This is a genomic window from Methylibium rhizosphaerae, assembly GCF_006386545.1.
GTDB classification, from domain to species: Bacteria; Pseudomonadota; Gammaproteobacteria; order Burkholderiales; family Burkholderiaceae_C; genus Pseudorivibacter; species Pseudorivibacter rhizosphaerae.
Window position 1 is genome coordinate 105779 of record NZ_SWAR01000002.1, and the last position, 25015, is coordinate 130793.

Annotated in this window: 22 protein-coding genes; 10 read left to right on the forward strand and 12 right to left on the reverse strand. The window is 69.6% G+C overall.

The genetic code is table 11. The annotated features are described in order from the left end of the window. Positions 1 to 7: 7 nt before the first annotated feature. The 7 genes from E8D38_RS01825 to E8D38_RS01855 are packed head-to-tail and all read right to left on the reverse strand — an operon-like array spanning position 8 to position 7297. Positions 8 to 1369: a TrkH family potassium uptake protein gene (locus E8D38_RS01825; RefSeq protein WP_219851612.1), complete on the reverse strand. Its 1362-nt coding sequence runs from the start codon at positions 1367 to 1369 to the stop codon at positions 8 to 10. Next, positions 1366 to 2028 (reverse strand): potassium channel family protein, encoded by a 663-nt coding sequence (locus E8D38_RS01830; protein WP_140626013.1) that lies wholly within the window; start codon positions 2026 to 2028, stop codon positions 1366 to 1368. Before E8D38_RS01830 ends, E8D38_RS01825 begins: the two co-directional genes overlap by 4 nt. Before the next feature lie 49 nt (positions 2029 to 2077). Beyond that, complete coding sequence (locus E8D38_RS01835) at positions 2078 to 2869, reverse strand: hypothetical protein (protein ID WP_140626014.1); 792 nt, start codon at positions 2867 to 2869, stop codon at positions 2078 to 2080. Positions 2870 to 2887: 18 nt separating this feature from the next. Then, entirely contained in the window at positions 2888 to 4342 is a 1455-nt protein-coding gene (locus tag E8D38_RS01840) for a metallophosphoesterase family protein (RefSeq protein WP_140626015.1), read from the reverse strand. 49 nt (positions 4343 to 4391) lie between these two features. Next, positions 4392 to 5411, reverse strand: a complete 1020-nt coding sequence (locus tag E8D38_RS01845) for a Gfo/Idh/MocA family oxidoreductase (RefSeq protein ID WP_140626016.1) — start codon at positions 5409 to 5411, stop codon at positions 4392 to 4394. Position 5412: 1 nt separating this feature from the next. Continuing rightward, complete coding sequence (iolG, locus tag E8D38_RS01850) at positions 5413 to 6405, reverse strand: inositol 2-dehydrogenase (protein ID WP_140626017.1); 993 nt, start codon at positions 6403 to 6405, stop codon at positions 5413 to 5415. A gap of 1 nt (position 6406) precedes the next feature. Continuing rightward, entirely contained in the window at positions 6407 to 7297 is an 891-nt protein-coding gene (locus E8D38_RS01855) for a MurR/RpiR family transcriptional regulator (protein WP_140626018.1), read from the reverse strand. Positions 7298 to 7476: 179 nt separating this feature from the next. Here E8D38_RS01855 and E8D38_RS01860 point away from each other — a divergent pair, with 179 nt between their 5' ends. From E8D38_RS01860 to iolB, 7 genes are all read left to right on the forward strand, one after another. Continuing rightward, positions 7477 to 8511 (forward strand): sugar ABC transporter substrate-binding protein, encoded by a 1035-nt coding sequence (locus E8D38_RS01860; RefSeq protein ID WP_140626019.1) that lies wholly within the window; start codon positions 7477 to 7479, stop codon positions 8509 to 8511. A gap of 182 nt (positions 8512 to 8693) precedes the next feature. Further along, a complete protein-coding gene (locus tag E8D38_RS01865) occupies positions 8694 to 9857 on the forward strand; it encodes an ABC transporter permease (RefSeq protein ID WP_140626020.1) in 1164 nt (387 codons plus the stop codon). A gap of 9 nt (positions 9858 to 9866) precedes the next feature. Next, entirely contained in the window at positions 9867 to 10652 is a 786-nt protein-coding gene (locus tag E8D38_RS01870; RefSeq protein ID WP_140626021.1) for an ATP-binding cassette domain-containing protein, read from the forward strand. Then, positions 10649 to 12592, forward strand: coding sequence for a bifunctional 5-dehydro-2-deoxygluconokinase/5-dehydro-2-deoxyphosphogluconate aldolase (locus E8D38_RS01875; protein WP_140626022.1), 1944 nt, complete (start codon positions 10649 to 10651; stop codon positions 12590 to 12592). Before E8D38_RS01870 ends, E8D38_RS01875 begins: the two co-directional genes overlap by 4 nt. Further along, the gene (gene iolD / locus E8D38_RS01880; RefSeq protein WP_140626023.1) at positions 12592 to 14454 is read left to right on the forward strand and encodes a 3D-(3,5/4)-trihydroxycyclohexane-1,2-dione acylhydrolase (decyclizing); all 1863 of its coding nucleotides are present in this window, start codon (positions 12592 to 12594) and stop codon (positions 14452 to 14454) included. The genes E8D38_RS01875 and iolD overlap by 1 nt, the downstream gene beginning before the upstream one ends. A gap of 10 nt (positions 14455 to 14464) precedes the next feature. After that, positions 14465 to 15367, forward strand: a complete 903-nt coding sequence (gene iolE / locus E8D38_RS01885; RefSeq protein ID WP_140626024.1) for a myo-inosose-2 dehydratase — start codon at positions 14465 to 14467, stop codon at positions 15365 to 15367. Then, positions 15364 to 16158: a 5-deoxy-glucuronate isomerase gene (iolB, locus tag E8D38_RS01890; RefSeq protein ID WP_140626025.1), complete on the forward strand. Its 795-nt coding sequence runs from the start codon at positions 15364 to 15366 to the stop codon at positions 16156 to 16158. Before iolE ends, iolB begins: the two co-directional genes overlap by 4 nt. 24 nt (positions 16159 to 16182) lie before the next feature. Here iolB and pssA read toward each other — a convergent pair whose 3' ends face one another. Then, a complete protein-coding gene (gene pssA / locus E8D38_RS01895) occupies positions 16183 to 16803 on the reverse strand; it encodes a CDP-diacylglycerol--serine O-phosphatidyltransferase (protein WP_140626026.1) in 621 nt (206 codons plus the stop codon). Between the two features lie 133 nt (positions 16804 to 16936). Between pssA and E8D38_RS01900 the strand changes: the two genes are divergently transcribed. After that, complete coding sequence (locus E8D38_RS01900; protein ID WP_219851614.1) at positions 16937 to 18481, forward strand: hypothetical protein; 1545 nt, start codon at positions 16937 to 16939, stop codon at positions 18479 to 18481. Between the two features lie 37 nt (positions 18482 to 18518). On the opposite strand, the gene E8D38_RS01905 is transcribed toward E8D38_RS01900, so the two are convergent. From E8D38_RS01905 to E8D38_RS01920, 4 genes are all read right to left on the reverse strand, one after another. Next, on the reverse strand, positions 18519 to 19448 hold the full coding sequence (locus tag E8D38_RS01905; RefSeq protein ID WP_246099306.1) for a GGDEF domain-containing protein: 930 nt from the start codon (positions 19446 to 19448) through the stop codon (positions 18519 to 18521). Between the two features lie 34 nt (positions 19449 to 19482). Beyond that, positions 19483 to 20472 carry a hydroxymethylglutaryl-CoA lyase gene (locus E8D38_RS01910; protein ID WP_140626027.1) on the reverse strand — a complete coding sequence of 330 codons (990 nt, stop codon included), beginning with the start codon at positions 20470 to 20472 and terminating at the stop codon, positions 19483 to 19485. Then, on the reverse strand, positions 20472 to 21680 hold the full coding sequence (locus tag E8D38_RS01915; RefSeq protein WP_140626028.1) for a CaiB/BaiF CoA transferase family protein: 1209 nt from the start codon (positions 21678 to 21680) through the stop codon (positions 20472 to 20474). The genes E8D38_RS01910 and E8D38_RS01915 overlap by 1 nt, the downstream gene beginning before the upstream one ends. Before the next feature lie 161 nt (positions 21681 to 21841). Beyond that, on the reverse strand, positions 21842 to 22750 hold the full coding sequence (locus tag E8D38_RS01920) for a LysR family transcriptional regulator (RefSeq protein ID WP_140626029.1): 909 nt from the start codon (positions 22748 to 22750) through the stop codon (positions 21842 to 21844). Positions 22751 to 22996: 246 nt separating this feature from the next. On the opposite strand from E8D38_RS01920, the gene groES reads away from it, so the two are divergent. Both groES and groL read left to right on the forward strand, forming a co-directional pair. Continuing rightward, positions 22997 to 23287 carry a co-chaperone GroES gene (gene groES, locus E8D38_RS01925; protein ID WP_140626030.1) on the forward strand — a complete coding sequence of 97 codons (291 nt, stop codon included), beginning with the start codon at positions 22997 to 22999 and terminating at the stop codon, positions 23285 to 23287. Positions 23288 to 23344: 57 nt separating this feature from the next. Then, a complete protein-coding gene (groL, locus tag E8D38_RS01930) occupies positions 23345 to 24985 on the forward strand; it encodes a chaperonin GroEL (RefSeq protein WP_140626031.1) in 1641 nt (546 codons plus the stop codon). Positions 24986 to 25015: the final 30 nt, after the last annotated feature.

The following is a 25015-nucleotide window of genomic DNA, read 5'->3' on the forward strand; positions in this document are numbered from 1 at the left end:
GCCGGCCTCAGCCCAGGTAGACCCGCCCTTCGGGGTAGCGGATGGCGTCGGCCGTGCCGCGCGCCAACATGAGCCCCAGCGCCAGCGGCCCGATGCGGCCGAGGAACATGATGACCACCAGCACGCCGCGGCCGAAGTCGTCGAGCCGGGTGGTGGTGCCGCGCGACAGCCCGGTGGTGCCGGTGGCCGACACCGCCTCGAACATCAGGTCGAGGAAGCTGCCTTCCTGGGTGGCCACCAGCAGGAACACGCCGAACATCGCGACGATGAGGCTCAGGAACACCAGCGCCAGCACCCTCAGCATGTCGACCGTGGAGACGGTGCGGCCGAAGGCCGACGGCGACGTCGAGCCGCGCAGGAAGGCCAGCGTGGCGATGACCAGCACCATGAACGACGACACCTTGATGCCGCCCGCGGTGGAGGTGCTGCTGCCGCCGATGAACATCTGCGACATGGTCATGAAGGCGGTGGCGTCCGTTAGGGCGCTCACGTCCACCGTGTTGAGGCCGGCGGTGCGGAAAGACACCGCCTGGAACAGCGAGACGAGCAGCCGGTCGGCCACGCCCGCATGCTGGCCCAGCGTGCGCGGGTTGTGCCATTCGAGCGCCGCGAACATCACCGTGGCCCAGACCACCAGCGCGGCCGTGCCCACGAGGGTGAGCCGGGTGTGCAGCGACAGCGCCCGCCAGCGGCGCCGGTTGGCCACCTCGTCGATCACCGAAAAGCCGATGCTGCCCAGCAGGACCATCGCGATGAGGACGAAGTTCACCCAGCCGTCGGTGGCGTAGCGCACCAGCCCGTCGGGCCACAGCGCGATGCCGGCGTTGTTGAAGGCCGACACCGCGTGGAAGAGCGCGCGGAACAGACCCTCGCCCCAGCCGAATTCCGGCACGAGGCGCACCGCCAGCGCCAGCGTGCCGGCGGCCTCGGCTGCCCCCACCACGGCGGCGATCACCACCACCAGGCGCATCAGGTCGCCCAGCGAGGTCTGGTTCAGGTCTTCCTTGAGCACCAGCTGCTGGCGGATGCCCAGCCGCTGGCCGAGCAGGGCCAGCACCATCACGGTGAAGGTCATGATGCCCAGGCCGCCCAGTTGGATGAACGCCAGCAGCAGCCATTGCCCGGTGCGGGTGAGGTCGCTGCCGGCGTCCACCACCGCCAAGCCGGTCACGGTGACCGCAGACGCCGCGGTGAACAGCGCCTCCATCCAGGTGAACGGGCGGGTCGTCACGCCGGGCAGCAACAGCAGGGCGGTGGCCACCACGATGAGCACGAGGAACAGCAGGGCCAGCACCGCGGTGGGCGGCAGGCGGATCACCTGCCGCTGCGCAGCGGTGAACGGCGCCTCGATGGACGACCAGTGCTTCAAAGCTTCTCTCGCGAGAAGCGCCGCAGCGCCGCCAGCGTGCCCAGCAGCACCAGCCGGTCGCCGCGGCGCAGGGGGCGCTGCTGCAGGTCGCCGGTGGTGGCAGGCTCGCCTTCACGCTTTGCAGCCAGCACGCCGACACCGTAGTCCTCTGCGAGCCTGAGCGTCGCGGCCGTCTGGCCGTCGAGCGCCTGCGGCACCTCGAGCTCGACGATGTAGTCGTCGCCGCCCAGCGCGATGTAGTCGAGCACGTGCGGATAGATCATCGTGCGTGCCACGTGCACGCCCACGTGGTGCTCCGGGTTCACGATGCGGTCGGCGCCCAGCCGCTCGAGGATGCGGTGGTGCACCGGGGAAGCCGCCTTCACCCAGATGCAGGGCACGCCCAGGCTCTTGAGCGCCAGCGTGCACAGGATGTTGGATTCGAGGTCCTCACCGATGGCGACGACCGCGCCGTCGTGGTCGGCCACGCCCAGCTCGCGCAGCACCTTCTCGTCCTGCGCGTCGGCGATCACTGCATGCGACAGTTCCTCGGCGATGCGGTTGACGTGTTCGTCATTGCGGTCGATGCCCAGGACCTCATTGCCCAGGCGCTCGAGCTCGCGAGCGACCGTGCTGCCGAAGGTGCCCAGGCCGATGACGGTGTACTTGAGTTTGCTCATGCGCATCTATCGATGGGTCCATCTTTGTCAGTGAGTCGAAGGGGCGACCTTACCCGCCTTTCCTGCGCGGCATCGCAGTGCCCGGCTCCTCGATCGGATAGCGATGCGGCGCCCAATACCGCCCGATGGGCGCGTGGCCGCGGGCGTGCTCGAAGAAGTCCTGCCAGTAGCGCGCGGCCACCCAGATGGCCTCCGGGCACGAGGCCCGCGCCTCCAGCCCCGGCGTGAGGTCGAGGTTGGCCGCCGCGCACACGGTCTCGAGCATGCAGGCCGAGGGCAGTCCGAAGTTGTCGTGCAGCGGGTTCGGCGTGCGCGCCGCCCCCCAGGCGAAGGCGAGCCAGCGCAGCACGTGCTCCAGCGCATCGAGCGTGGAGCGCGACTTGCGAAAGCGCTGCACCGCCTCGAGGATCCTGGCCTGCGGCACCGGCAGCGCGATCAACGCGATGTTGGGGTAGCGCCGGGTGTCGTCGAAGTGCCGCAACGGGCGCACCACCACGCCGTTGTTGCGGGTCGAGAAGTCGGGCCCCTCGGGCTGCACCAGCGGCACGTGGATCGCCCGGGCGCCGGCCACGCTGTTGGCCTTGAGCTCCACCAGGATGGCCTCCGACCAGAACGAGGGCAGCATGTCGCTGCGCAGGTGCGACTGCGCAATGCGCAGCCGGAAGGCCATGGTGTCGGAGCCGCCCAGCAGCACCACGTAGCTCCAGTCGCTGCTGCCGCCCGTGTCCATCTGCGCCACCGCCCGTTCGCCCCATTGCGTGTTGCTTTCGGCGAGCGGCCGCTCCAGCGGCGTGAACAGCGGGTTGGCGGTCTTCGATGTCGAACGGGCTTGCCTGAGCATGGGGCTCCTCCTCGTGCTTCAACTGCTGCGCAGGGGAATGCGCTCGGTGGATTGCGACTTCGCGATCGCCTTGTCGGGGTGGACGGCGTAGTAGGTGGCCTGGAAGTCGACGCCGTTGCCGGCGCGCGAGAACGACAGCACCGCCACCTGGTCGCCGCGCTGCTTGAACAGGGTGCGCAGCCCGAAGCGGCGGTTGTCGCCGAAGCGCTCGGGCACGTCTTCCGGCTCGGTGTGGCGCGGCCAGGGCGGCGGCTTGCCGAAGATGCCGCGCACCCCGGCCCACGACTCGCGCGCCGCGTCGGCAAAGGGCACGCGGATCAGCCGCGACGGCGAGCAGATCACCTCATGGAGCAGCGTGCGGCCGCTGCGCAGGTCGGTGCCGCTGGCCACCCGGCCCCAGTGCACGTCGCCGGTGATGTAGAGCACCGGCACGCCGGCATCGGCCAGCCGCTCGATGGCACGGTACAGCGGGTGGAACTGCTCGTAGTTGGCCAGCTCCGCGTCGACGTTGCGCTTGTCGGACTCGCGCTGCGGCGCGTCGATGAACAAGGCCTGGCCCGACGCGAGCAGCCCCACGGCCGGCTGCCCCGCCGCCCGGGCCGCCAGCAGGTCGGCGGCCCACTGCTCCACCGCCGCCATGGTTTCCTCGCTCATCAGCCGCTCGAACCTGTCATCGCGCCGGCACCGTGTGTCGATGAGCAGCAGCTTCAGCGGCTCGACGTCGATGCGCTGGGCGCCATGGGCGCCGGTGCGCTGGTAGTCGTCGTACAGGGCCAGCGCGGCATCGGCCCAGCGCCTGCGCACCGCGCCGCGCCAGGTGTTGGGCAGCTGCTTCTGCTCGAAAGGGTAGTTGTTCCAGAACTCGTGGTCGTCGGGCAGGCAGGCCACCGGCGCGCGCGCCAGCACCGGCCCCAGCCCGGCGATGCCGAGCGCCGACGAGGCCCAGTTGCGGCGGTACTTCTCGCCCAGGCGCTGCGACAGCGCCGGCTCGGTTTCCGGCAGGTCCTCGAACAGCGGCAGGTCGAGGTACACCTGGTCGCCCAGCATGAGCGTGAGCTGCGGCGAACGCTGGATCTGCGACACGATGGTGCCCAGCAGGCCGCTCGCGTCTTCAGGCTGGAAGTAGCACGAGCACAGCAGGATGTTGAAGCTGCCGTCGAGCACCTGCGGCACCGCATGGGGCAGCGCGGGCGTGACCAGCTCGTGGCGCCAGGCACCGGCCTGGACCTCCACCCGGTAGGGCCGCCCGGGCTGCGGCACCACGAAGCTGAACACGCCGCGGTGGTTCGCCGGCAGGCCGCCGGGGCCGGTGGTGCGGTCGCGTATGGGGGTCAGCGCCGGCGCGCCCAGCGGTGTGGCCGGCTGTCCGTCGATGCGAAACGCCAGCGGCGGCGGCTGCTCGGTGTCGAACAGGCCGACCCACAGCCGGATCAGGCCGGGTTCGGCTGCCTGGGCATACGCAGCAAGACTCATGGGGCCGGATCATTGCACCGGCCCGCGGCTTGTCCAACCCTCTCGAGGGTCAGACCGCCTCGACCTGCCCGCTGCGCAGCGACCGGGTGATGGCCAGCCCGATGCGGGTGGCCTCGGTGGCATCGGCCAGCGTGAGCGGCAAGGCCCGCTCGCCGCGGCAGGCATCGACGAAGGCCTGCATTTCGGCGGCAAAGGCGCCTTCGAAGCGCTCGAAGAAGTCGGCCAGTGCCACATGCCGCACGCCATGCGCGTCGCTCGTGACCACGCGGTCGCGCGCCGCGCCGTGGCCCACCAGCAGCTTGCCTTGCGTGCCGATGACCTCGGTGCTGGTCTCGTGGCCGTGGGCAAAGGTGCGCGAGGCATAGAACACCGCCCGGGCGCCGCCTTCGAACTCCACCGTCGCGAAACCGTTGTCCACGTCGCCGAGGGGCTCGAGGCCCTTGTGGATCGCCACGGTGCCGGTGGCGAACGCACGCTCGGCCCTGGGGTTGCCGAGCATCCAGCGGGCCAGGTCGATGTCGTGCACGCTGCAGTCCATGAACAGGCCGCCAGAGGTGGGTGCGAAGCGGATGAAGGCGCCGGACTCGTCGTTGCGGTCGCAGGTCTGCGACCGCACGATGAAGGCGCGGCCGATCCCGCCCGCATCGACCGCCGCCTTGGCCTGTGCATAGCTCGCGTCGAAGCGCCGCACGAAACCGACCATCGCGACCTGCCGCGGGTGCTCACGCGCCGCCGCCTCGACGCGTTCGCAGTCCGGCAGGTCGAGCGCCAGCGGCTTTTCGACGAAGACATGCTTGCCGGCCTGGAGCGCCGCGATGACCTGGTCGGCATGCAGCGAGGTCGGCGTGACCAGCACCACCGCATCGAGCCCCGGGTCGTTCACGAACCGCTCGAAGCTCTCATGCAGGCGGCCCACGCCCAATTGCGAGGCCGCCCGCTGCAGCTCCGCCGGCACCGGGCTGCAGGCCGCCGCCAGGTCGCAATGCCGGGTGCGCAGCGCCAGGTTCTCGGCATGCCGCCAGCCCAGCCGGCCCAGGCCGGCGATGCCGACCCTGAGGCGGGCGCCCATGTCAGCCCAGCCGCACCGGCTGGCCGGTGCGCATGGACTCGGCAGCCGCATCGGCCAGGCGCTGCGCGGCCACGCCGTCTTCCACCGTGGTGCGGAACGGCTTGCCGTCCTGCAGCCGCTCGAAGAAGTGGGTGACCTCGAGCCGGTAGGCCTCGCGGTAGCGCTGCAGGAAGAAATGCTCCGGGTTGTCGTGGCTCGTGCCGGCCGACGTGGCCAGCGTCACCTCGGTGGGCTTGTGGTTGCCGCAGGCGAGCAGGCCCTTGGAGCCCAGCACCTCGAAGCGCTGGTCGTAGCCGTAGGCGGCGCGCCGGGTGGTGTTGATCTGGCACAACCGCCCCTGCTTCGTGCGGATCGTCACCGCCGTGCTGTCCACGTCGCCCGCCTCGGCGATGGCAGGGTCGGTGAGGCACGAACCGGTGGCGCTGAGCCAAACCGCCTCGTCGCCCAGGATCCAGCGGAACACGTCGAAGTCATGGATCAGCATGTCGCGGAAGATGCCGCCGGACTGCCGGATGTAGTCCACCGGCGGCGCGCCGGGGTCGCGGCTGGTGATGACCAGCATCTCGGGCGTGCCGATCTCGCCGGCATCGAGCCTTTCCTTCGCGGCATTGAAGGTCGGGTCGAAGCGGCGCTGGAAGCCGATCATGCAGGCCACGCCGGCCTCGGCCACCGCGCGGGCGCAAGCCTGTGCGCGATCCACCGACAGGTCCACCGGCTTCTCGCAGAAGATGTGCTTGCGCGCCGCCGCGGCCCGGGTGATGAGCTCGCTGTGGGTGGTGGTGGGCGAGGCGATCGCCACCACGTCGATGCTGGCATCGGCGAACACCGCATCGATGCTCGAGGCGACCTGGGCCCCATGGCGGCCGGCGAGTTCGCGCGCGGCGTCGGCCATCGGGTCGCTCACCAGGGCGAGCTCCACCCCGGGCAGGGCGGCAAGGTTGGCGGCGTGGATGCGGCCGATGCGGCCGGCGCCGAAGAGGGCAACGCGTTTCATCTCAAGCGAGCTCCGAAGAAGAACGGGACGACGAGGACGAGCTGGGCTGGTAGTCCAGCTCGAGGTGGTAGGCCAGCGCAATGAACAGGCTCTGCGCCAGGCACATGGTGTTGGTGAGCGAGCGGAAGCCGAAGGTGCTGCTTTCCTGCACCAGCAGCACCGCGCTGGCGTCGCGCGCCACCGGGCTCATGCGGCTGTCGGTGATGGCGATGAGGCGCGCGCCGCGCGCGAGCGCCGTTTCACAGCAGAACTGCGTTTCCTCGGCATACGGCGCGAACGAGACGGCGATCACCACGTCGCCCGGCTTCACGCCGCGCATCTGCCCTTCATGCATGCTGCCGATCGCGGTGACCTGGTGGACCGGCTTGTCGGTGTGCTGCAGCGCATACGCCAGATAGGCGGCCACCGCATACGAACGCCGCGTGCCCAGGATCCACACCGAGGGCGCCTCGGCCAGCAGGTCCACCGCCGCGGTGAAGGCCGAGCTGTGCAGGTCGCGCTGCAGCTCCTGCATGCCGGCGATGCTGCCGCCGATGAATTCGTGCGCGATGTCGGCGCTCGACAGCCGCCCCTGTGCGGTGTCGATCACCTGGCGGATGCGCGCCTGGTAGTTGCGGCTGGGCGCGATCTGCTGCGCGATGCCCTCGCGGAAGATTTTTTGCATCTCGGAGTAGCCGGAGAAACCGAAATGCTTCGCGAAGCGGATCACCGCCGATGGCTGGACCTCGCAGCGCTCGGCCACGTCTTGGATGCGCTCGAGCGCCAGATGGTCGCGATGCCGCTCCACGTAGTTGGCTATCACTTTCAGCTGGCGGCTCAGTTTTTCGTAGTCGGCGCTGATCTTCTTCAGCAGCTCGTCGACCGTGGTGATGGCGGGAGGCGGGGTTCTCATGAGGGCACGCTTGTTCGACCTTGGGCGCCATTGGATCAGAAAAACAGAAAAAACTTTCTACGGGAAATCACGAAAGAACAAAAATTCTCTCGCTTCCTAGAATCCTCCACAGGGTCGCCAGTGCGTGCGTCCCGTGAGGCGAAGTACCCGACCCGACAGACCAGAACACAGGAGACGACATGACTTCGATGCTCTTCAAGCGGCCGGTGCGCACGGCGCTGGCCCTGGCCGTGCTGCTGGCCGCCGCGGGCGGCGCCCAGGCCGCCGGCAAGTACGTGCTGATCAGCCACGCGCCGGACTCGGACTCGTGGTGGAACACGATCAAGAACGCCATCAAGCAGGCCGGCGAGGACTACGGCGTGCAGGTGGACTACCGCAACCCGCCCAGCGGCGACCTCGCCGACATGGCCCGCCTCATCGAGCAGGCGGCCGCCGCCGGCTACGACGGCGTCATCACCACGATCGCCGACTACAACGTGCTGCAGGGCGCGATCAAGAAGGTGACCGACAAGAAGATCCCGCTCATCACCATCAACTCCGGCACCACCGAGCAGAGCGAGAAGCTCGGCGCGCTCATGCATGTGGGCCAGCCCGAATACGACGCCGGCAAGGGTGCCGGCGAGCGCGCCAAGGCCGCAGGCATCAAGAGCTTCCTGTGCGTGAACCACTACGCCACCAACCCGGCCTCGTTCGAGCGCTGCCGCGGCTTTGCAGAAGCCATCGGCGCCGACTACAAGAAGTCCACCCTCGACGCCGGCGACGACCCGACCACCATCGAGTCGAAGGTGTCGGCCTACCTGCGCCAGAACGCTGGCACCCAGGCGGTGCTCACGCTCGGCCCCACCTCGGCCCATCCGACGCTGAAGGTGATCGAGAAGGGCGGCCTGAAGGGCAAGCTCTGGATGGCGACCTTCGACCTTTCCGACGAGATCAGCAAGGGCATCAAGGACGGCACGGTGCAGTTCGCCATCGACCAGCAGCCCTACCTGCAGGGCTACATCCCGGTGGCGGTGCTGGCCACGATGAAGGAAATGAAAGGCGCCGACCAGAAGCGCGTGGCCGACGCGGTGAAGGGCAATGCCAAGGCGAAGAAGCGCTTCGACGAATACGGCCTCGCCCCGGCCTACGGCGCGCGCCACATCGGCTCCGGGCCGGGGTTCGTCACGAAAGACAACATCGGCAAGGTCGAGAAGTACGCGGGGCAGTACCGCTGAAAGTCCCTCAGCAAGCCACCGCTTCCCGTTCGGGCTGAGGTATCGAAGCCCTGCGACAAGCGTTGCGAGCCCTTCGATACGCCTTGGCGTACCTTGCCCTGAGGTATCGAAGGGGTCAGGGCGAACGGAAGTGGTGGTGCACGCGATGCCTGCAATGGCTCGCCCATGAACAGGAGATCCCAATGGCTGCGGTTCCGGCCCATCCTCACGTCGCCATGACGCCTCGCGACAACGCCCCACCCTCCGACGAACGCGTGCGCAGCATCGGCCCGCTGCGCCGCTTCCTGTCGCGCCCGGAGTTCGGCTCCATCTCCGGAGCGGTGCTGGTGTTCGCGCTGTTCGCGGTGACCGCCGGCGACTCCGGCATGTTCAGCGCCGAGGGCGCGATGAACTGGGCCACGGTGGCCGCCTTCCTGGGCCTCATCGCGGTGGGTGCGGCGCTCCTGATGATCGGCGGCGAGTTCGACCTGTCGATCGGTTCGATGATCGGCTTCGCCGGCATGATGCTCGCCATCCCGGCGCTCTACTGGGGCTGGCCGCTGTGGCTGGCCTGCCTGTTCGCCTTCGCGCTGGCCATGGCGCTGGGCTCGCTCAACGGCTACCTCGTCATGAAGACCGGGCTGCCGTCGTTCATCGTCACGCTCGCGTTCTATTTCATCCTGCGCGGCCTGTCGCTGGCCTTGTCGACCCTGCTCACCGGCAAGACCATCATCAGCACCAACGAAGGCGCCACGCTGCGCGAGCTGGCAGCCAACGACGCGGTGTTCTCGGCACTCTTCTCCGGCCATGTGCTCACCGGCCTCTTCAACGACCTGGCGCACTGGGGCTGGATCGCCGCGCGCGACGACGGCACTGCACTCGCGATCGGCGTGCCCAAGGTGGTGGTGTGGTGGGTGGCGCTCACCCTGGCAGGGGCCTTCCTGCTCGCCCGCACCCGCTTCGGCAACTGGATCCTCGCGGTGGGCGGCGACGCCAACGCCGCCAAGAACACCGGCATCCCGGTGGCGCGGGTGAAGATCACGCTGTTCGTGCTGATGGCCGTGTGCTCCACGCTGTTCGCCGTGCTGCAGGTGGCCGACGCGGGCTCCGCGGCCGCGGACCGCGGGCTGCAGAAGGAGTTCGAGGCCATCATCGCCGCGGTGATCGGCGGCTGCCTGCTCACCGGCGGCTACGGCTCGGTGGTGGGCGCCTCGATCGGCGCGCTGATCTTCGGCGTGGTGCAGATCGGCATCGGCTACACCAGCATCGACAACAACTGGTACCGCGTCTTCCTCGGCGCCATGCTGCTGGCTGCGGTGCTGTTCAACAACTTCATCCGCCGCCGCGTCGCGCTAGGCAAGCGTTGAGGACCCGCGATGAGCGAATACATCCTCCAGCTCGAAAACATCAGCAAGTTCTTCGGCTCGGTGATCGCGCTCAACGGCGTGACGCTGCGGCTCAGGCATGGTGAGGTGCACTGCCTGCTGGGCGACAACGGCGCCGGCAAGTCCACCCTCATCAAGACGCTGGCCGGCGTGCACCGCCCCGACAAGGGCGAGTACCTGGTGGACGGCGAGCGGGTGCGCTTCCGCTCGCCGCGCGAGGCGCTCGACCTGGGCATCGCCACCGTCTACCAGGACCTGGCGCTGGTGCCGATGATGAGCGTGGCACGCAACTTCTTCATGGGCCGCGAGCCGCAGAAGAAGCTCTTCGGCCTGCTGCCGGTGATGGACCATGCGCTGGCGGCACACACCGCGGTCGAGAAGCTGGGCGAGATGGGCATCCGGGTGCGTGACGCCGACCAGATGATCGGCACCATGTCCGGCGGCGAGAAGCAGTGCCTGGCCATCGCCCGCGCCATCCACTTCGGCGCGCGGGTGCTGATCCTCGACGAACCGACCGCCGCGCTGGGCGTGAAGCAGAGCGTCAACGTGCTCAAGCTCATCGGCAAGGCACGCGAGCGCGGCATCTCGGTGATCTTCATCACCCACAACGTGAACCACGCCTACCCGATCGGCGACAGCTTCACGCTGCTCAACCGCGGCAAGTCGCTGGGCACCTACGCCAAGGCCGCCATCGGCAAGGACGAGGTGCTCGACATGATGGCCGGCGGCGCCGAGATGCAGAAGCTGATGGGCGAACTGGAAGGGGTGACCATTTGACCTCGCTGAACTTTCCCTCGGGCCGCCGCTTCGACCTCGCCTGCCTCGGCCGGCTGGCGGTGGACCTGTATGCCGAGCAGGTGGGCTGCGGGCTGGAGGACGCCGCCAGCTTCGCCCGGTACCTGGGCGGCTCGTCGGCCAACGTGGCCTTCGGCACTGCCCGGCTGGGCCTTTCGAGCGCAATGATCTCGCGGGTGGGCAACGAGCAGATGGGCCGCTTCCTGCTGGCCACGCTGCAGCGTGAAGGCTGCGACACCTCGCAGGTGCAAGTGGATCCGCAACGCCTCACCGGCCTCGTGCTGCTGGGCCTGAAGGACCGCGACACCTTCCCGCTGCTCTTCTACCGCGAGAACTGCGCCGACATGGCGCTCGACGCCGCCGGCATCGACGAGGGCTTCATCGCGCAATGTCGCGCGCTGGCCGTCACCGGCACCCACCTGTCGACGCCGCAGGTCCGCAAAGCCGCGCACACCGCGCTCGACCATGCGGCGAAACACGGTGTCGTGCGCGTGCTCGACATCGACTACCGGCCGGTGCTGTGGGGCCTCACCGGGCGCGGCGCCGGCGACAACCGCTACGTGCCGGATGCCCGGGTGACGCAGCAGCTGCAGGCATCGCTGCCGCGCTTCGACCTGCTGGTGGGCACCGAGGAGGAATTCCTCATCGCCGGTGGCGTGCCGGGCGACCTGCTCGCCTCGCTGCAGGCGGTGCGGGCCGTCACCCCGGCGGTGCTGGTGGTCAAGCGCGGCGCGCTCGGCTGCAGCGTGATCGAAGGCGCGATTCCCGGGCGCATCGAGGACGCGCCCGCCTTTGCCGGCGAGCGGGTCGAAGTGCTCAACGTGCTGGGCGCGGGCGACGCCTTCCTCGCCGGCCTGCTGGCCGGCCTGCTGCGTGGCCGCGGCTGGGAAGAGTCGGCCCGCATCGCCAACGCCTGCGGCGCGATCGTGGTGTCGCGCCACGGCTGCGCGCCGGCCATGCCGACGCCGGCCGAGCTGGCGCACTGGTTCGGCGGACAGCGCCCGCCGCGGGTGGACAGCGACCGGCAGCTCGCCCACCTGCACCGCGTGACGGCACCACGCGCCAGATGGTCCGAGCTGCAGGTGATGGCCTTCGATCACCGCAGCCAGTTCCACGACCTGGCGCGCAGCCTGGGGGCGGCCGAGGCGCGCCTGCCTGCCCTCAAGCGCCTGCTGGTGCGCGCCGCCGAGCGGGCCGAGACCGAGCTGGGCCTGCAGGGCCGGCTGGGCGTGCTGGCCGACGGCCGCTACGGCGAGGCCGCGCTGCACGATGCCACCGGCCGCGGCTGGTGGGTCGGCCGCCCGATCGAGCTGCCCGGCTCGCGGCCGCTGCGCTTCGACGAGTCCGACTCGGTGGGCAGCGCGCTGCTGCACTGGCCGCGCGAGCAGGTGGTGAAGTGCCTGGTGCACTACCACCCTGACGATCCGGTGATGCTGCGCCTCGAACAGGAAGCGCAGTTGCTGCAGCTGTGGGCCGCCACGCGCGAGAGCGGGCATGAGCTGCTGCTGGAGGTGATTCCGCCACGCACCGGCAGCGGCGACGCCGACGATGCCGTGCTGCGTTCACTGCAGCGCCTGTACAACCTGGGCCTGAAGCCCGAGTGGTGGAAGCTCGCGCCCATGAGCGAAGCCGGCTGGGCCCGGCTCGGCGCGCTGGTCAAGGCCCGCGACCCCCACTGCCGCGGCGCGGTGATCCTGGGGCTCAACCAGCCGATTGCCGAGCTGGTGAAGAGCTTCGCTCTGGCACGCGATCCCGTCGTCAAGGGCTTCATGGTCGGCCGCAGCCTGTGGGCCGGACCCAGCCGCAGCTGGCTGGCCAACGAGATCGACGACGCCACGCTGATCGACGGCGTGCTGCAGAACTTCAGTCAACTGGTGGAAGGCTGGCGCACCAGCCGATCCCCCCTCGCGAGGGCCGCCTGATGAGCAAGACGGTACGAATCACGATGTCCCAGGCGCTGGTGCGGCACCTCGCCGCGCTGCGCGTGGAAACGGCCGACGGCCGGCTGCTGCCCTACTTCGGCGGCGTGTTCTCGATCTTCGGCCACGGCAACGTGGCCGGGATCGGCGAAGCGCTGTCGGCCGAGCGCGAACGGCTCGCCACCTACCGGGCCCACAACGAGCAGGCCATGGCGCATGCCGCCATCGCGTTCGCGAAGGCGCAGTTCCGGCAGCGTGCGATGGCGGTCACCACCTCCATCGGGCCGGGCGCCACCAACCTCGTCACCGCCGCCGCGCTGGCGCATGTGAACCGCCTGCCGGTGCTGCTGCTGCCGGGCGACGTGTTCGCCTCGCGAGCGCCCGACCCGGTGCTGCAGCAGCTCGAGGACTTCCACCACGGCGACCTGTCCGCCAACGACAGCCTGCGGCCGGTGGTGCGCTACTTCGACCGCCTGATGCGGCCCGAGCAGGTCCTGACCGCCCTGCCGCGCGCCCTCCAGGTGATGACCGACCCGGCCCTGTGCGGACCGGTGTGCCTGGCGCTGCCGCAGGACGTGCAGACCGAAGCCTTCGACTGCCCGGAGGACTTCCTGCGCCCGGAGCCGATCCGCCTGCGCCGCCCGCCGCCGGATGCACAGGAACTGGCGCGCGCCGTGCAGCGGCTGCGTGTGGCCCGCAAGCCCGTGGTGGTGGCCGGCGGCGGCGTGCTCTACAGCCAGGCCGGCGCCGCGCTGCGGGCCTTCTGCGAAGCGCACGGCGTGCCGGTGGCCGAGTCGCAGGCCGGCAAGGGCAGCCTGGCCTGGGACCATGCGCTGAACCTCGGCGCGCTCGGCGTCAGCGGTTCGCCCGCAGCCAACGCGATGGCGGCCGACGCCGACCTCGTGCTCGCGGTCGGCACCCGGCTGTCGGACTTCACGACCGGCTCGCATGCGCTGTTCGGCCAGGCTCGTCTGCTCGGCCTGAACGTGCAGCCGCTCGATGCCGGCAAATGGGGCGGCCAGGCGCTGGTGGCCGATGCGGCGGCGGGCCTGGCACAGCTCTCGTCGGCGCTGGGCGGCTGGCAGGCCGACTCGGCCTGGACCGCACGCGCCGAGGCCCTGGCCTCGCAGTGGCGCCAGCGGGTGGCCGCCCTCACCGGCGCTGCCCCTCCGCAGGGCAGCCTGCCCTACGACGCCGAGGTGATCGGCGCGGTGCAGGCCAGCGCCGCCGATTCGCCGCAGCGCGACGTGGTCGTCTGTGCCGCCGGCACGCTGCCGGCCGAGCTGCACAAGCTGTGGCGCACCGGCGCGCCGGGCGGCTACCACATGGAGTACGGCTACTCCTGCATGGGCTACGAGATCGCCGGCGGCCTGGGCGTGAAGCTGGCGCGACCCGAGGCCGAGGTGATCGTGATGGTGGGCGACGGCTCCTACCTCATGATGAACAGCGAGATCGCCACCTCGGTGATGCTGGGCGCCAAGCTCATCGTGGTGGTGCTCGACAACCGCGGCTACGGCTGCATCCACCGGCTGCAGCGCGCCTGCGGCGGCACGCGGTTCAACAACCTGCTGGCCGACTGCGCGGGCGAAGCCGGCGCCGACGTCGAGATCGACTTCGCGGCCCATGCCAGGAGCCTGGGCGCGGTGGCCGAACACGTGGCCGACGTCGCCGGCCTCCAGGCCGCGATGCAACGCGCCCGGGCGGCCGCGCGCACCCACGTGATCGTGATCGACACCTCGCCCGAGCGCACCACCGAAGACGGCGGCGCCTGGTGGGAGGTGGCCGTCCCGGAAGTCTCCGAACGCAGCGAAGTCCGAGCCGCTCGCGACAGCTACATCGCCAACAAGCGCCAGCAGCGCTTCTGAGGAAGCCTTCATGACCTGGAACGTCCGCATCGGCATCAACCCCATTTCCTGGAGCAACGACGACCTGCCCGAACTGGGCGGCGACACCCCGCTCGAGACGGCATTGAGCGAGGGCGCCGAGATCGGCTACGAAGGCTTCGAGCTTGGCAACAAGTTCCCGAAGGAGCCCGGTGCGCTGGCCGACAAGCTCGCCGAGTTCAAGGTGGCCTGCGTGTCGGGCTGGTATTCGGGCTGGCTCGCCGAAGGCGAGCTCGATGCCGAGATCGACCGCTGCGCCGCCCACATGAAGAAGCTGCAGTTCAACGGCTGCAGGGTGGCGGTGTACGGCGAAGTGGCCGGCTCCATCCAGGGGCGCATCGACACACCGCTCGCCAGGCGGCCGGTGTTCACGAGCGATGCCCAATGGCAGGGCTATGCGAAACGCCTCGACGCCTTCGGCGAGCACCTGCAGGCGGCCTACGGCCTCACGCTCGCCTACCACCACCACATGGGCGCCTACGTGCAGGCCCCCGAAGACGTGGACCGCCTGATGGCGGAGACCGACCCGGCGCTGGTCGGCCTGCTGTTCGACACCGGCCATGCCTACTTCGGCGGGGCCAGCGATCCGGTGGCCCTGTTGAAGAAACACGCGAAGCGGGTGGTGCATGCGCACTGCAAGGACGTGCGCGCCGAGGTGGTGGAGATGTCGCGCAACCGGCAGTGGAGCTTCCTGCAGTCGGTGCTCAACGGCGCCTTCACCGTGCCGGGCGACGGCGCGATCGACTTCGCCGCCGTGCTGCAGACGCTGCGGCATGCCGGCTATGAAGGCTGGCTGGTGGTCGAGGCCGAGCAGGACCCGGCGGTGGCGCCGAGCTACCAGTACGCGAAGAAGGGCTACGAGACGCTGCGCGCCTTGGTGGAGAAGCTCTCATGAGTTCGCTGTTGGTGAAAGCCGCGCCGCGGGACCGGCGCATCGTGGAGGTGACGCCGACCTCGGCAGGCTGGCGCTACGTGGGCTTCGAGGCGCTGCGGCTCGCGCCGGGCGAGGAGCACGCGATCGACACCGGCACGCGCGAGCTGTGCCTGGTGGTGCTCACCGGCCAGGTCGACGTGCAGGTGGGTGCCGAGCGCTACACGGCCCTGGGCACGCGCGACAGCGTGTTCGAGCCGGTGTCGCCCGCCGCGCTGTACCTGCCGCCCGGCCGCACGCTGAAGGTCACCGCCGGGCGCGCCAGCGAAGTGGCGCTGTGCACCGCGCCCGCCGAGGGCCGGCACGGGGCCCGGGCCATCGACCCGGCTGCCATGAAGCGCAGCGTGCGAGGCAGCGGCGCCAACACCCGCTACATCTGCGACATCCTGCCGGAGAGCGACCCGCTGGCCGAGCACCTGCTGGTGGTGGAGGTGCTCACGCCGGCCGGGCATTCGTCGAGCTACCCGCCGCACAAGCACGATGCCGACACCAGCGACGAGACCCAGCTCGAGGAAACCTACTACCACCGCCTGAACCCGCCGCAGGGCTTTGCCTTCCAGCGCGTCTACACCGACGACCGCAGCCTCGACGAAGCCATGGCGGTGGAGAACCACGACGTGGTGATGGTGCCCAGGGGTTACCACCCCGTCGTCGCCCCGCACGGCTACGACCTGTACTACCTGAACGTGATGGCCGGCCCGGGCCGGCGATGGCAGTTCAAGAACGACCCGGCGCACGAATGGATGCTGCGCTGAGGGCCGCGGCGCACCGCGGCGGCGCTACAGCTTCGGGATGCGGATGCGGCTCACCATCAGCGAGCCCGACAGCGCGAACAGCAGCACCAGCGGGTGCAGGGTGAAGCCGGCGATCCTGACCGCGCCGAACCACATCTGGTCGCCCAGGGCGCCCTGCCACGCCGCCACCGCCAGGACCATCACCAGCACCAGCGAGGTGGGGATGGGGGTGCCCTCGAAGTACTTCACCTTGTCGCCGCCTTCGGCAAGCTTTTCTGCCGTGACGTTGTAGCGCGCCAGGCGCGACACGCCGCAGGCCACGAAGAACACCAGCACGATGCGGTCGTACAGGCCCTGCATGCCACAGCCGTAGGCGATGGCCGCGGGCGCCACGCCGAAGGAGATGACGTCGGCCAGCGAGTCGAGCTCGCGCCCCATGGCCGAGCTGCGCTGGCGCCAGCGGGCGATGCGGCCGTCGAGCACGTCGAACACAAGCGCCACCGGAATGAGCGCGCAGGCGAAGTAGATGTGCAGCACGTCGCGCGACTGCAGGTACGACATGACCGAAAAGAGGGCGCCCACGCCGCAGAACGCGTTGGCGAGGGTGAACCAGTCCGCGAGGTGGAACTCGCGGATCATCGAGAAGGGTTTCGGGCGGCTGTTCATGGCGGCGAGCATAGTGCAGCAACCGCCGTGCCGCGCCGACCTGTTTCATCGGCGGCGACCTCGCGCAACATGGGACTGAGGGTACAGGGAACACGGCTTGCCGCCCGTGGCTGCCCATCCCTCTGGAGCCGCCATGAAGAAGCCTTCGATTTCGCGCACGCCCGTCGCCGCGGTTTGCGGCAGCTGCGTTGCCGGCCTGCTGCTCGCCCTGCCGCACGGCAGTGCGCAGAATGCCCCCCCGCGGCGCGATGCAGTGCAGGAGGCACAGGCGCCTGCCAGTGCGGTGCCGATCACCCGGCCCGAGCAGCAGAAGCAGCCGCAGGACCGTCCTGATCGCTTCACCGCGCCGAACGCCCAGCCTTCGTCGCCGGCCTTCGCGGCCCAGCCCGATGCCGGCAAGATCACCGGCTTCGACTTCTACCGCGACCCGCTCAACGCGAAGAAGCCGATGCAGACCTTCGAGGAGACAATGGCGGCCGACGTGCGCGACAAGCCGCGGGTGATGGACAGCCACCGGCGCCTGCTCGAAGCGCGCTATGACCTCAAGCCGCGGCTGGACGGCGAGGCCCGCATGTCGCGCGGCAAGCCGCTGCCGGTGGGCCCGACCGCGCGGCTGGCGGCCGGCATGAGCTGGGAGAAGCTCGCCGCCATGGCGCCGGAAGAAATGCGCCGCCAGGGCCTGTTCCCCTACCCTTCGCTGCCGCATCCCAAGCAGGTGACCGGCGGACAGGTGTTCCCGCAGATGCAGATCGACATGTTTCCGCGGCTGCAGCGCTTCGACGTGGACTTCGACCTGCCCGAGGCCTTCCTGCCGGAATTCCCGCCGGCGATCTTCTTGCAGAACCGCCCGGAGCTGGGCGACGTCTCGCGCGGGGAGGTGGTCTCGATCAACAACTTCTACCGGCTCTTCAAGGACCTGCTGACGCCGGTGCAGCTCAACGGCCTGCAATTCCTGCTGACGCCCCTGCCGCAGGAGGAGTTCAACCCGACCGACGACCGCAAGAGCGCACAGCCCAGCCTGGGCGTGGCCTGCTTCGACTGTCACGTCAACGGCCACACGACCGGGCAGTTCCACCTGAACCCCGACACGCGGCCGCAGGAGCGGCGGCTGCGGCTGGACACCACTAGCCTGCGCGGCCTGTTCGCCCAGCAGATCCACGGCTCCAAGCGCAGCCTGCGCTCGGTGGAGGACTTCACCGAGTTCGAATTCCGCACCGCCTACTTCAATGGCGACCCGATCCACGCCATGAAGAAGGGCTTCCCGATCATCGACCGCATCCATGTGAGCCACATGGCGCAGTTCCAGAACATGCTGGACTTCCCGCCCGCGCCCAAGCTGCTGCCGGACGGCCGGCTCGACAAGGCCAAGGCCACCGACCGCGAGGAACGCGGCGAGAAGATCTTCTTCGGCAAGGGACGCTGCGCCAGCTGCCACACGCCGCCGGCCTTCCTGGACCAGCAGATGCACGACCTGCACCTCGAGCGCTTCGTCAATGAACCCGGCGACGGGCCGATGAAGACCTTCACCCTGCGCGGCATCAAGGACAGCCCGCCCTACCTGCACGACGGCCGGCTGCTCACGCTCGAAGACACGGTGGAGTTCTTCAACCTCGTGCTGCAGCTGAAGCTCAGCACCGAGGAGAAGCGCGACCTGGTGGCCTACATGCGGCAGCTGTAGGGCCGGGCAGACCGGCCCGCGCCTTCGCCTTCCTCGTTCAGCCTTCGTCGTCGTTGGCCGCAGGCGCGGCGCCGCGCTCGCCGATGGTGGCGAAGCCGCCCTGCCCTTCGGCGGCGCCCAGGTTGGCCTGGCCCACCGCCCGGCGCAACAGCGTCTCGGCATCGCGCCCGTGCTCGGGGTACAGCGAAAAGCCGATGCTCACCGTGATGCCGACCTCGCGGCCGGTGATGCTGAACGGCCGATGCAGCGCCTGGGCCAGCTTGGCAGCGACGCGCTGGCCGTCGTCGGCGCTGTCGATCCAGGCCAGCAGCACGCCGAACGCGTCGCGTCCGATCGAGGCGACCACGTCGCTGGCGCGCAGCGCCGAGCGCAGGCGCACCGCCGCCTTGCGGCGCAGCACGTTGGCCGACTCGAGGCCCAGCATCGATTCGATGCGGGCCAGCCCGCCCACCCGCAAGGCCAGCAGCGCCATCGGCGCGGGTTCGCGTTCGCGCAGCGCGAACAGGTGGGTCATGTGGTCGAGCAGGCGGGTCTGATTGGGCAGGCCGGTCGACAGGTCGGTGAGCTGGGACTTCTGCGCAAGCTGCTCCAGCGCCTTGCGCTGCACCGCCAGCGCGAGCCGGCGCGAGAGCACCGCGGCGTCGGCCGCCTCGGCGCTCGACAGCAGGTCGGCCACGCCCAGCGGCATCAGCCGCGCGGCCATGGATGGGTCAGGCTCGCCCGCCGCCAAGGCCACGACGACCGCCGATTCGAGCACCGCCTGCGACAGCGCCGGCCAGGCGGCCAGGGCCTCGGCATGCTGTGCGGAAGGCAAGGCAACCAGCACGCAGTCGTGGCGACGCGCCTGCAGGTGTTGCGCCGCCTCGTCGAGCGTGGCGCAGGGCAGCGGGGTGAAGGCGCCCCAATCGGGAACGAGCGCGGGCGCGGCCATGCCGACACACAGGAGGCTCTGGGCAGGGGCGCTCATTCGCAGTCGTTCGGTTCGTGAAGCTACCCGCCGATTAAAGCGCAGCGGGGGCTTGGCGCGCCAGTGCGCGTTGCCGGATCTCCTCGAAATCGGCCGGCCGGCGATGCAGCTCGAGCCGGCTGCCGGCCTTGGCGATCTGGCTGGGGATGTCGTGACCGATCAGCGCCGGCAGCCGCTTCGCCGCGGCGGTGAGCCTGGCGAGGTCCACGCCGGTGTCGTAGCCCATCAGCTGCAGCGCATGCACGATCTCCTCGCTGCAGACGTTGCCGGTGGCGCCCGGCGCATAAGGGCAGCCGCCGATGCCGCCCACCGAGGCGTCGAAGCGGTCGGCGCCGGCGTCGATGGCGGCCAGCACGTTGGCCAGCCCCATGCCGCGGGTGTTGTGGAAGTGCAGCGTGAGCTCGGTGCCCGGCCAGCGTTCTCGGAACGCGGCGATGAGCGCCGCCACCTGCGGCGGGTAGGCCATGCCGGTGGTGTCGCACAGGGTCACGCCGGTGGCGCCCAGCCTTTCGATGTGGCGCGCGCACCAGTCGAGCACCGTGTTGGCCGGCACGTCGCCTTCCATCGGGCAGCCGAACGAACACGACAGCGACACGTTGACCGCCACGCCGGCCGGCCGGCCGAGGGCCGCCACCTCGGACAGCGCGGCGAACGACTGGTCGCGCGTCATGCGCAGGTTGGCCAGGTTGTGGGTTTCGCTGGCCGACATCACCAGGTTGAGCTCGTCGGCCTTCGATTCGATGGCGCGTTCGGCCCCGCGCAGGTTGGGCACCAGCGCGCTGTACACCACGCCCGGCAGGCGCCGGATCTCGCGCAGCACCACCTCCGCATCGCGCAGCGCCGGGATCGCCCTGGGCGAGACGAAGGCGGTGACCTCGATCTTCGCGAGGCCGGCGTCCGACAGCGCGTTCACCAGCGCGATCTTCTCGTCGGTGGGCACGAAGGCCTCCTCCACCTGCAGCCCGTCGCGCGGGCCGACCTCCTGCATGTGGATGCGCTGCCCAGCTCCCTGCCACCGGCCCATCATCCGACCACCTTCCTGCCGCGCAGCGCGGCGATGTCCTGCGCCGAAAAACCGATCTCGCCCAGCACCGCGTCGGTGTCGTCGCCCAGCTTCGGCGCCGGCGAACGCACGCTGCCGGGCGTGCCCATCAGCTTGGGCACGATGCCCGGCACCTCCAGCTCATGTCCGTCGCGCGTGGCCTGCGACAGGATCATGTCGCGCGCACGGTAGTGCGGGTCCTCGACGATGTCCTTGGCGGTGTACACGCGCCCGCAGGGCACCTTGGCTGCGCCGAGCTGCTGCAGCACCGCATCGACCGCTCGCGTGCGCGTCCAGTCCTCGATGGCCGCGTCGATCTCGGCCACCCGCTTCACCCGGCCGGCGTTGTTGGCCAGCCCCGGGTCGCTGCCCAGGTCGTCGCGGCCGATGGCCTGCATGAGCCGCCTGAAGATCGAGTCGCCGTTGCCCGCGACCAGCACCACGCCGTCGGTGCAGCGGTAGGCATTCGACGGCGCGATGCCCGGCAGCGCCGAGCCCGCCGGCTCGCGCACCGCGCCGAAGGCGCTGTATTCGGGGATCAGGCTTTCCATCACGTTGAGCACCGCTTCGGTGAGCGCCACGTCGATCACCTGCCCCTTGCCGCCGTTCACCTTGCGGTGATAGAGCGCGGTCAGCACGCCGATGGTGCCGTGCAGCGCGGCCAGCGTGTCGCCGATGGAGATGCCGCAGCGCACCGGCACCCGCCCCGGCTCGCCGGTCAGGTGGCGCAGGCCGCCCATCGCTTCGCCGATGGCGCCGAAGCCCGGCAGGTCGCGGTAGGGCCCGGTCTGGCCGTAGCCCGAGATGCGCAGCATCACCAGGCCGGGGTTGAGCCGCGAAAGCTCGTCCCAGCCCATGCCCCAGCCTTCGAGCGTGCCGGGGCGGAAGTTCTCGACCAGCACGTCGGCCTGCGCGATGAGCTTGCGTGCGATGTCCTGCCCGGCGCTTTCGCGCAGGTCCAGCGCGATGGAGCGCTTGTTGCGCGACTGCACCTGCCACCACACCGAGGTGCCGTCCTGCAGCATGCGCCAGTTGCGCAACGGGTCGCCGGCGCCCGGCGGCTCGATCTTGATGACCTCGGCGCCGAATTCGCCCAGCGTCTTGCCGACGAAGGGGCCGGCGATGAGCTGGCCCATCTCGACCACACGCAGGCCGGCCAGCGCGCCGGGGCTCAGGTTGGGAAGGTTCATGGTGCAGGGTCCCTGTCGATGACGTTGAGCCGGCTTTGTCTTGCGCGTGCCGGCTGTGCCGCGAATTCTCTGGAGCGGCGGCCCGTGGCGGAATGACCGTGTGGCGGCTGGAGCTTTCACCGAATGCGAAAGCCGTTTCCGGGAAAGCCCGGATGTCGCAGTCAGGGGGTGTCGGCGGCCCCGGAAACGAGGTGGTCGCGCAGCAGCCGCGCCGGCCGCGGCAGGGCCGCGAGGTCGCGCACGCCGATCAGCAGCTCGCGCTCGACCCACGCGTCGGTGAGCTCGATGCGCCGCAGGCCCATCGAGCGCAGGTGGGGCTGCACCGCCGCGTCGGGCAGCACCGCGATGCCCAGGCCGGCGGCCACCATCTGGCACATCGCATCGAAGCTGCGCACGTGAATGCGGATGCGCAGGCTGCGGCCGAGCTGCCCGGTCTCGAGGGCGAGCCGCTGTGCCAGCGAGGTGGCCTGCGACAGGCTCACGAAGTCGTGGTCGGTGGCCTCGGCGAAGGCGATGCGCTCGTGCGCGGCCAGCGGGTGCGAGGCCGGCACCACCAGCACCAGCCGGTCGCGCCGGTAGGTGACGGCCGAAAGGCCGGGCGCCGAGGTGCGCTCGGCAAAGATGCCCATCTCGGCGCGCCCGTCGAGCACCGCGGCCACCACGTCCTGGCTGTCCTGCTCGTGCATCTCGATGCGGATGCCCGGATGGCGCGCCACGAAACCGGCCAGGTCGCCAGGCAGGAACTGGGTGATCGCCGAGGTGTTGGCCCACAGCCGCACCACGCCGACGATGCCGCGCGCATGGTCGGACAGCTCGGCCGCGAGCTGGTCCACGTCGGACAGGATGCGCTGCGCATGCCGGTGCAACGCCTGGCCGGCCAGCGTGAGCGTGACGCCGCGCGAGTGCCGCTCGAGCAGCTCGGCACCCACCGCGGCCTCGAGGTCGGAGATGCGCTTGCTGGCCGCGCCCACCGCCAGGTGCGCGAGCTCGGCGCCCTTGCTGATGCTGCCGCTGCGCACCACCAGGTTGAACAGGTGCAGAGAGACCAGGTCGAGGCGGTGCAGGTTCATCTTGCGCGGGCGGGCATGGCAGGGGTGGTGGCCCCCAGGGGCGGGACGGCGGCGACTTTACGCCGTCGCCGGCTGTCCGGGCCCCGGTCTTGAAACGCCTTCCTCCATCCCTATAATTCCGCGGTGTTAGCACTCGACCAGGTTGAGTGCTAGTGACCCGGACCTGCCGGCCAGAGCACGGGTCAGTGAGCGCAAACAACCGCTCCAGCCACACGTTCCCAAGGATCCTCTACTCAAGGAGATGCAATGAAACTTCGTCCTTTGCACGATCGCGTGATCGTCAAGCGCCTGGAAAACGAAACCAAGACCGCTTCGGGCATCGTGATCCCGGACAACGCCGCCGAGAAGCCCGACCAGGGCGAAGTGCTCGCAGTCGGCCCCGGCAAGCGCAATGACAAGGGCGATTTCGTGGCCCTGAACGTCAAGGTGGGCGACCGCGTGCTGTTCGGCAAGTACAGCGGCCAGACCGTCAAGGTCGATGGCGACGAACTGCTGGTGATGCGCGAAGAGGACCTCTTCGCCGTGGTCGAGAAGTAAGCCCCAGGCGCTTCCTCTGCTCACTCACCAACCAACACTGAATTCGGAGAACTGAACATGGCAGCAAAAGACGTTGTCTTCGGCGGCGAAGCACGTGCCCGCATGGTCGAAGGCGTGAACATCCTGGCCAACGCGGTCAAGGTGACCCTGGGCCCCAAGGGCCGCAACGTGGTGCTCGAGCGCTCCTTCGGCGCCCCCACCGTGACCAAGGACGGCGTGTCCGTGGCCAAGGAAATCGAGCTGAAGGACAAGCTCCAGAACATGGGCGCCCAGATGGTCAAGGAAGTCGCTTCCAAGACCTCCGACAACGCCGGTGACGGCACCACCACCGCCACCGTGCTGGCCCAGGCCATCGTGCGCGAAGGCATGAAGTACGTGGCCGCCGGCATGAACCCGATGGACCTGAAGCGCGGCATCGACAAGGCGGTCACCGCCCTGGTCGAGCAGCTGAAGAAGGCCTCCAAGCCCACCACCACCTCGAAGGAAATCGCCCAGGTCGGCTCGATCTCGGCCAACTCCGACGAATCGATCGGCAAGATCATTGCCGACGCGATGGACAAGGTCGGCAAGGAAGGCGTGATCACGGTCGAAGACGGCAAGTCGCTCGACAACGAGCTCGACGTCGTCGAAGGCATGCAGTTCGACCGCGGCTACCTGTCGCCCTACTTCATCAACAACCCGGACAAGCAGTCGGCCATCCTCGACAACCCGTTCGTGCTGCTGTTCGACAAGAAGATCAGCAACATCCGCGACCTGCTGCCCACCCTGGAGCAGGTGGCCAAGGCCGGCCGCCCGCTGCTGATCGTGGCTGAGGAAGTCGAAGGCGAAGCGCTGGCGACCCTGGTGGTCAACACCATCCGCGGCATCCTGAAGGTCGTGGCCGTCAAGGCTCCGGGCTTCGGCGACCGTCGCAAGGCCATGCTCGAAGACATCGCCATCCTGACGGGCGGCAAGGTCATCGCCGAGGAAGTCGGCCTGACCCTCGAGAAGGTGACGCTGGCCGACCTGGGCCAGGCCAAGCGCGTCGAAGTGGGCAAGGAAAACACCACCATCATCGACGGCGCCGGCGCTGCTGCCGACATCGAGGCTCGCGTCAAGCAGATCCGCGTGCAGATCGAGGAAGCCACCTCCGACTACGACCGCGAGAAGCTGCAGGAACGCGTGGCCAAGCTGGCCGGCGGCGTGGCCGTCATCAAGGTCGGTGCCGCCACCGAAGTCGAGATGAAGGAAAAGAAGGCCCGCGTGGAAGACGCGCTGCACGCCACCCGCGCTGCGGTGGAAGAAGGCATCGTGGCCGGCGGCGGCGTGGCTCTGCTGCGTGCCCGCCAGGCTGCCGGCACCATCAAGGGCGACAACCCCGACCAGGACGCCGGCATCAAGCTGGTGCTCAAGGCCATCGAATCGCCGCTGCGCGAGATCGTGGCCAACGCCGGCGGCGAGCCGAGCGTGGTGGTCAACGCCGTGCTCGGTGGCAAGGGCAACTACGGCTTCAATGCCGCCAACGACACCTACGGCGACATGATCGAGATGGGCATCCTGGACCCGACCAAGGTGACCCGCACCGCGCTGCAGAACGCCGCGTCCGTGGCCTCGCTGATGCTCACCACCGAAGCGATGGTCGCCGAAGCGCCGAAGGACGAGGCCCCCGCAGCCGGCGGCATGCCCGGCGGCATGGGCGGCATGGGCATGGACATGTAAGTCCCGCCTGTCCGTAGCCGGTGTGAAATC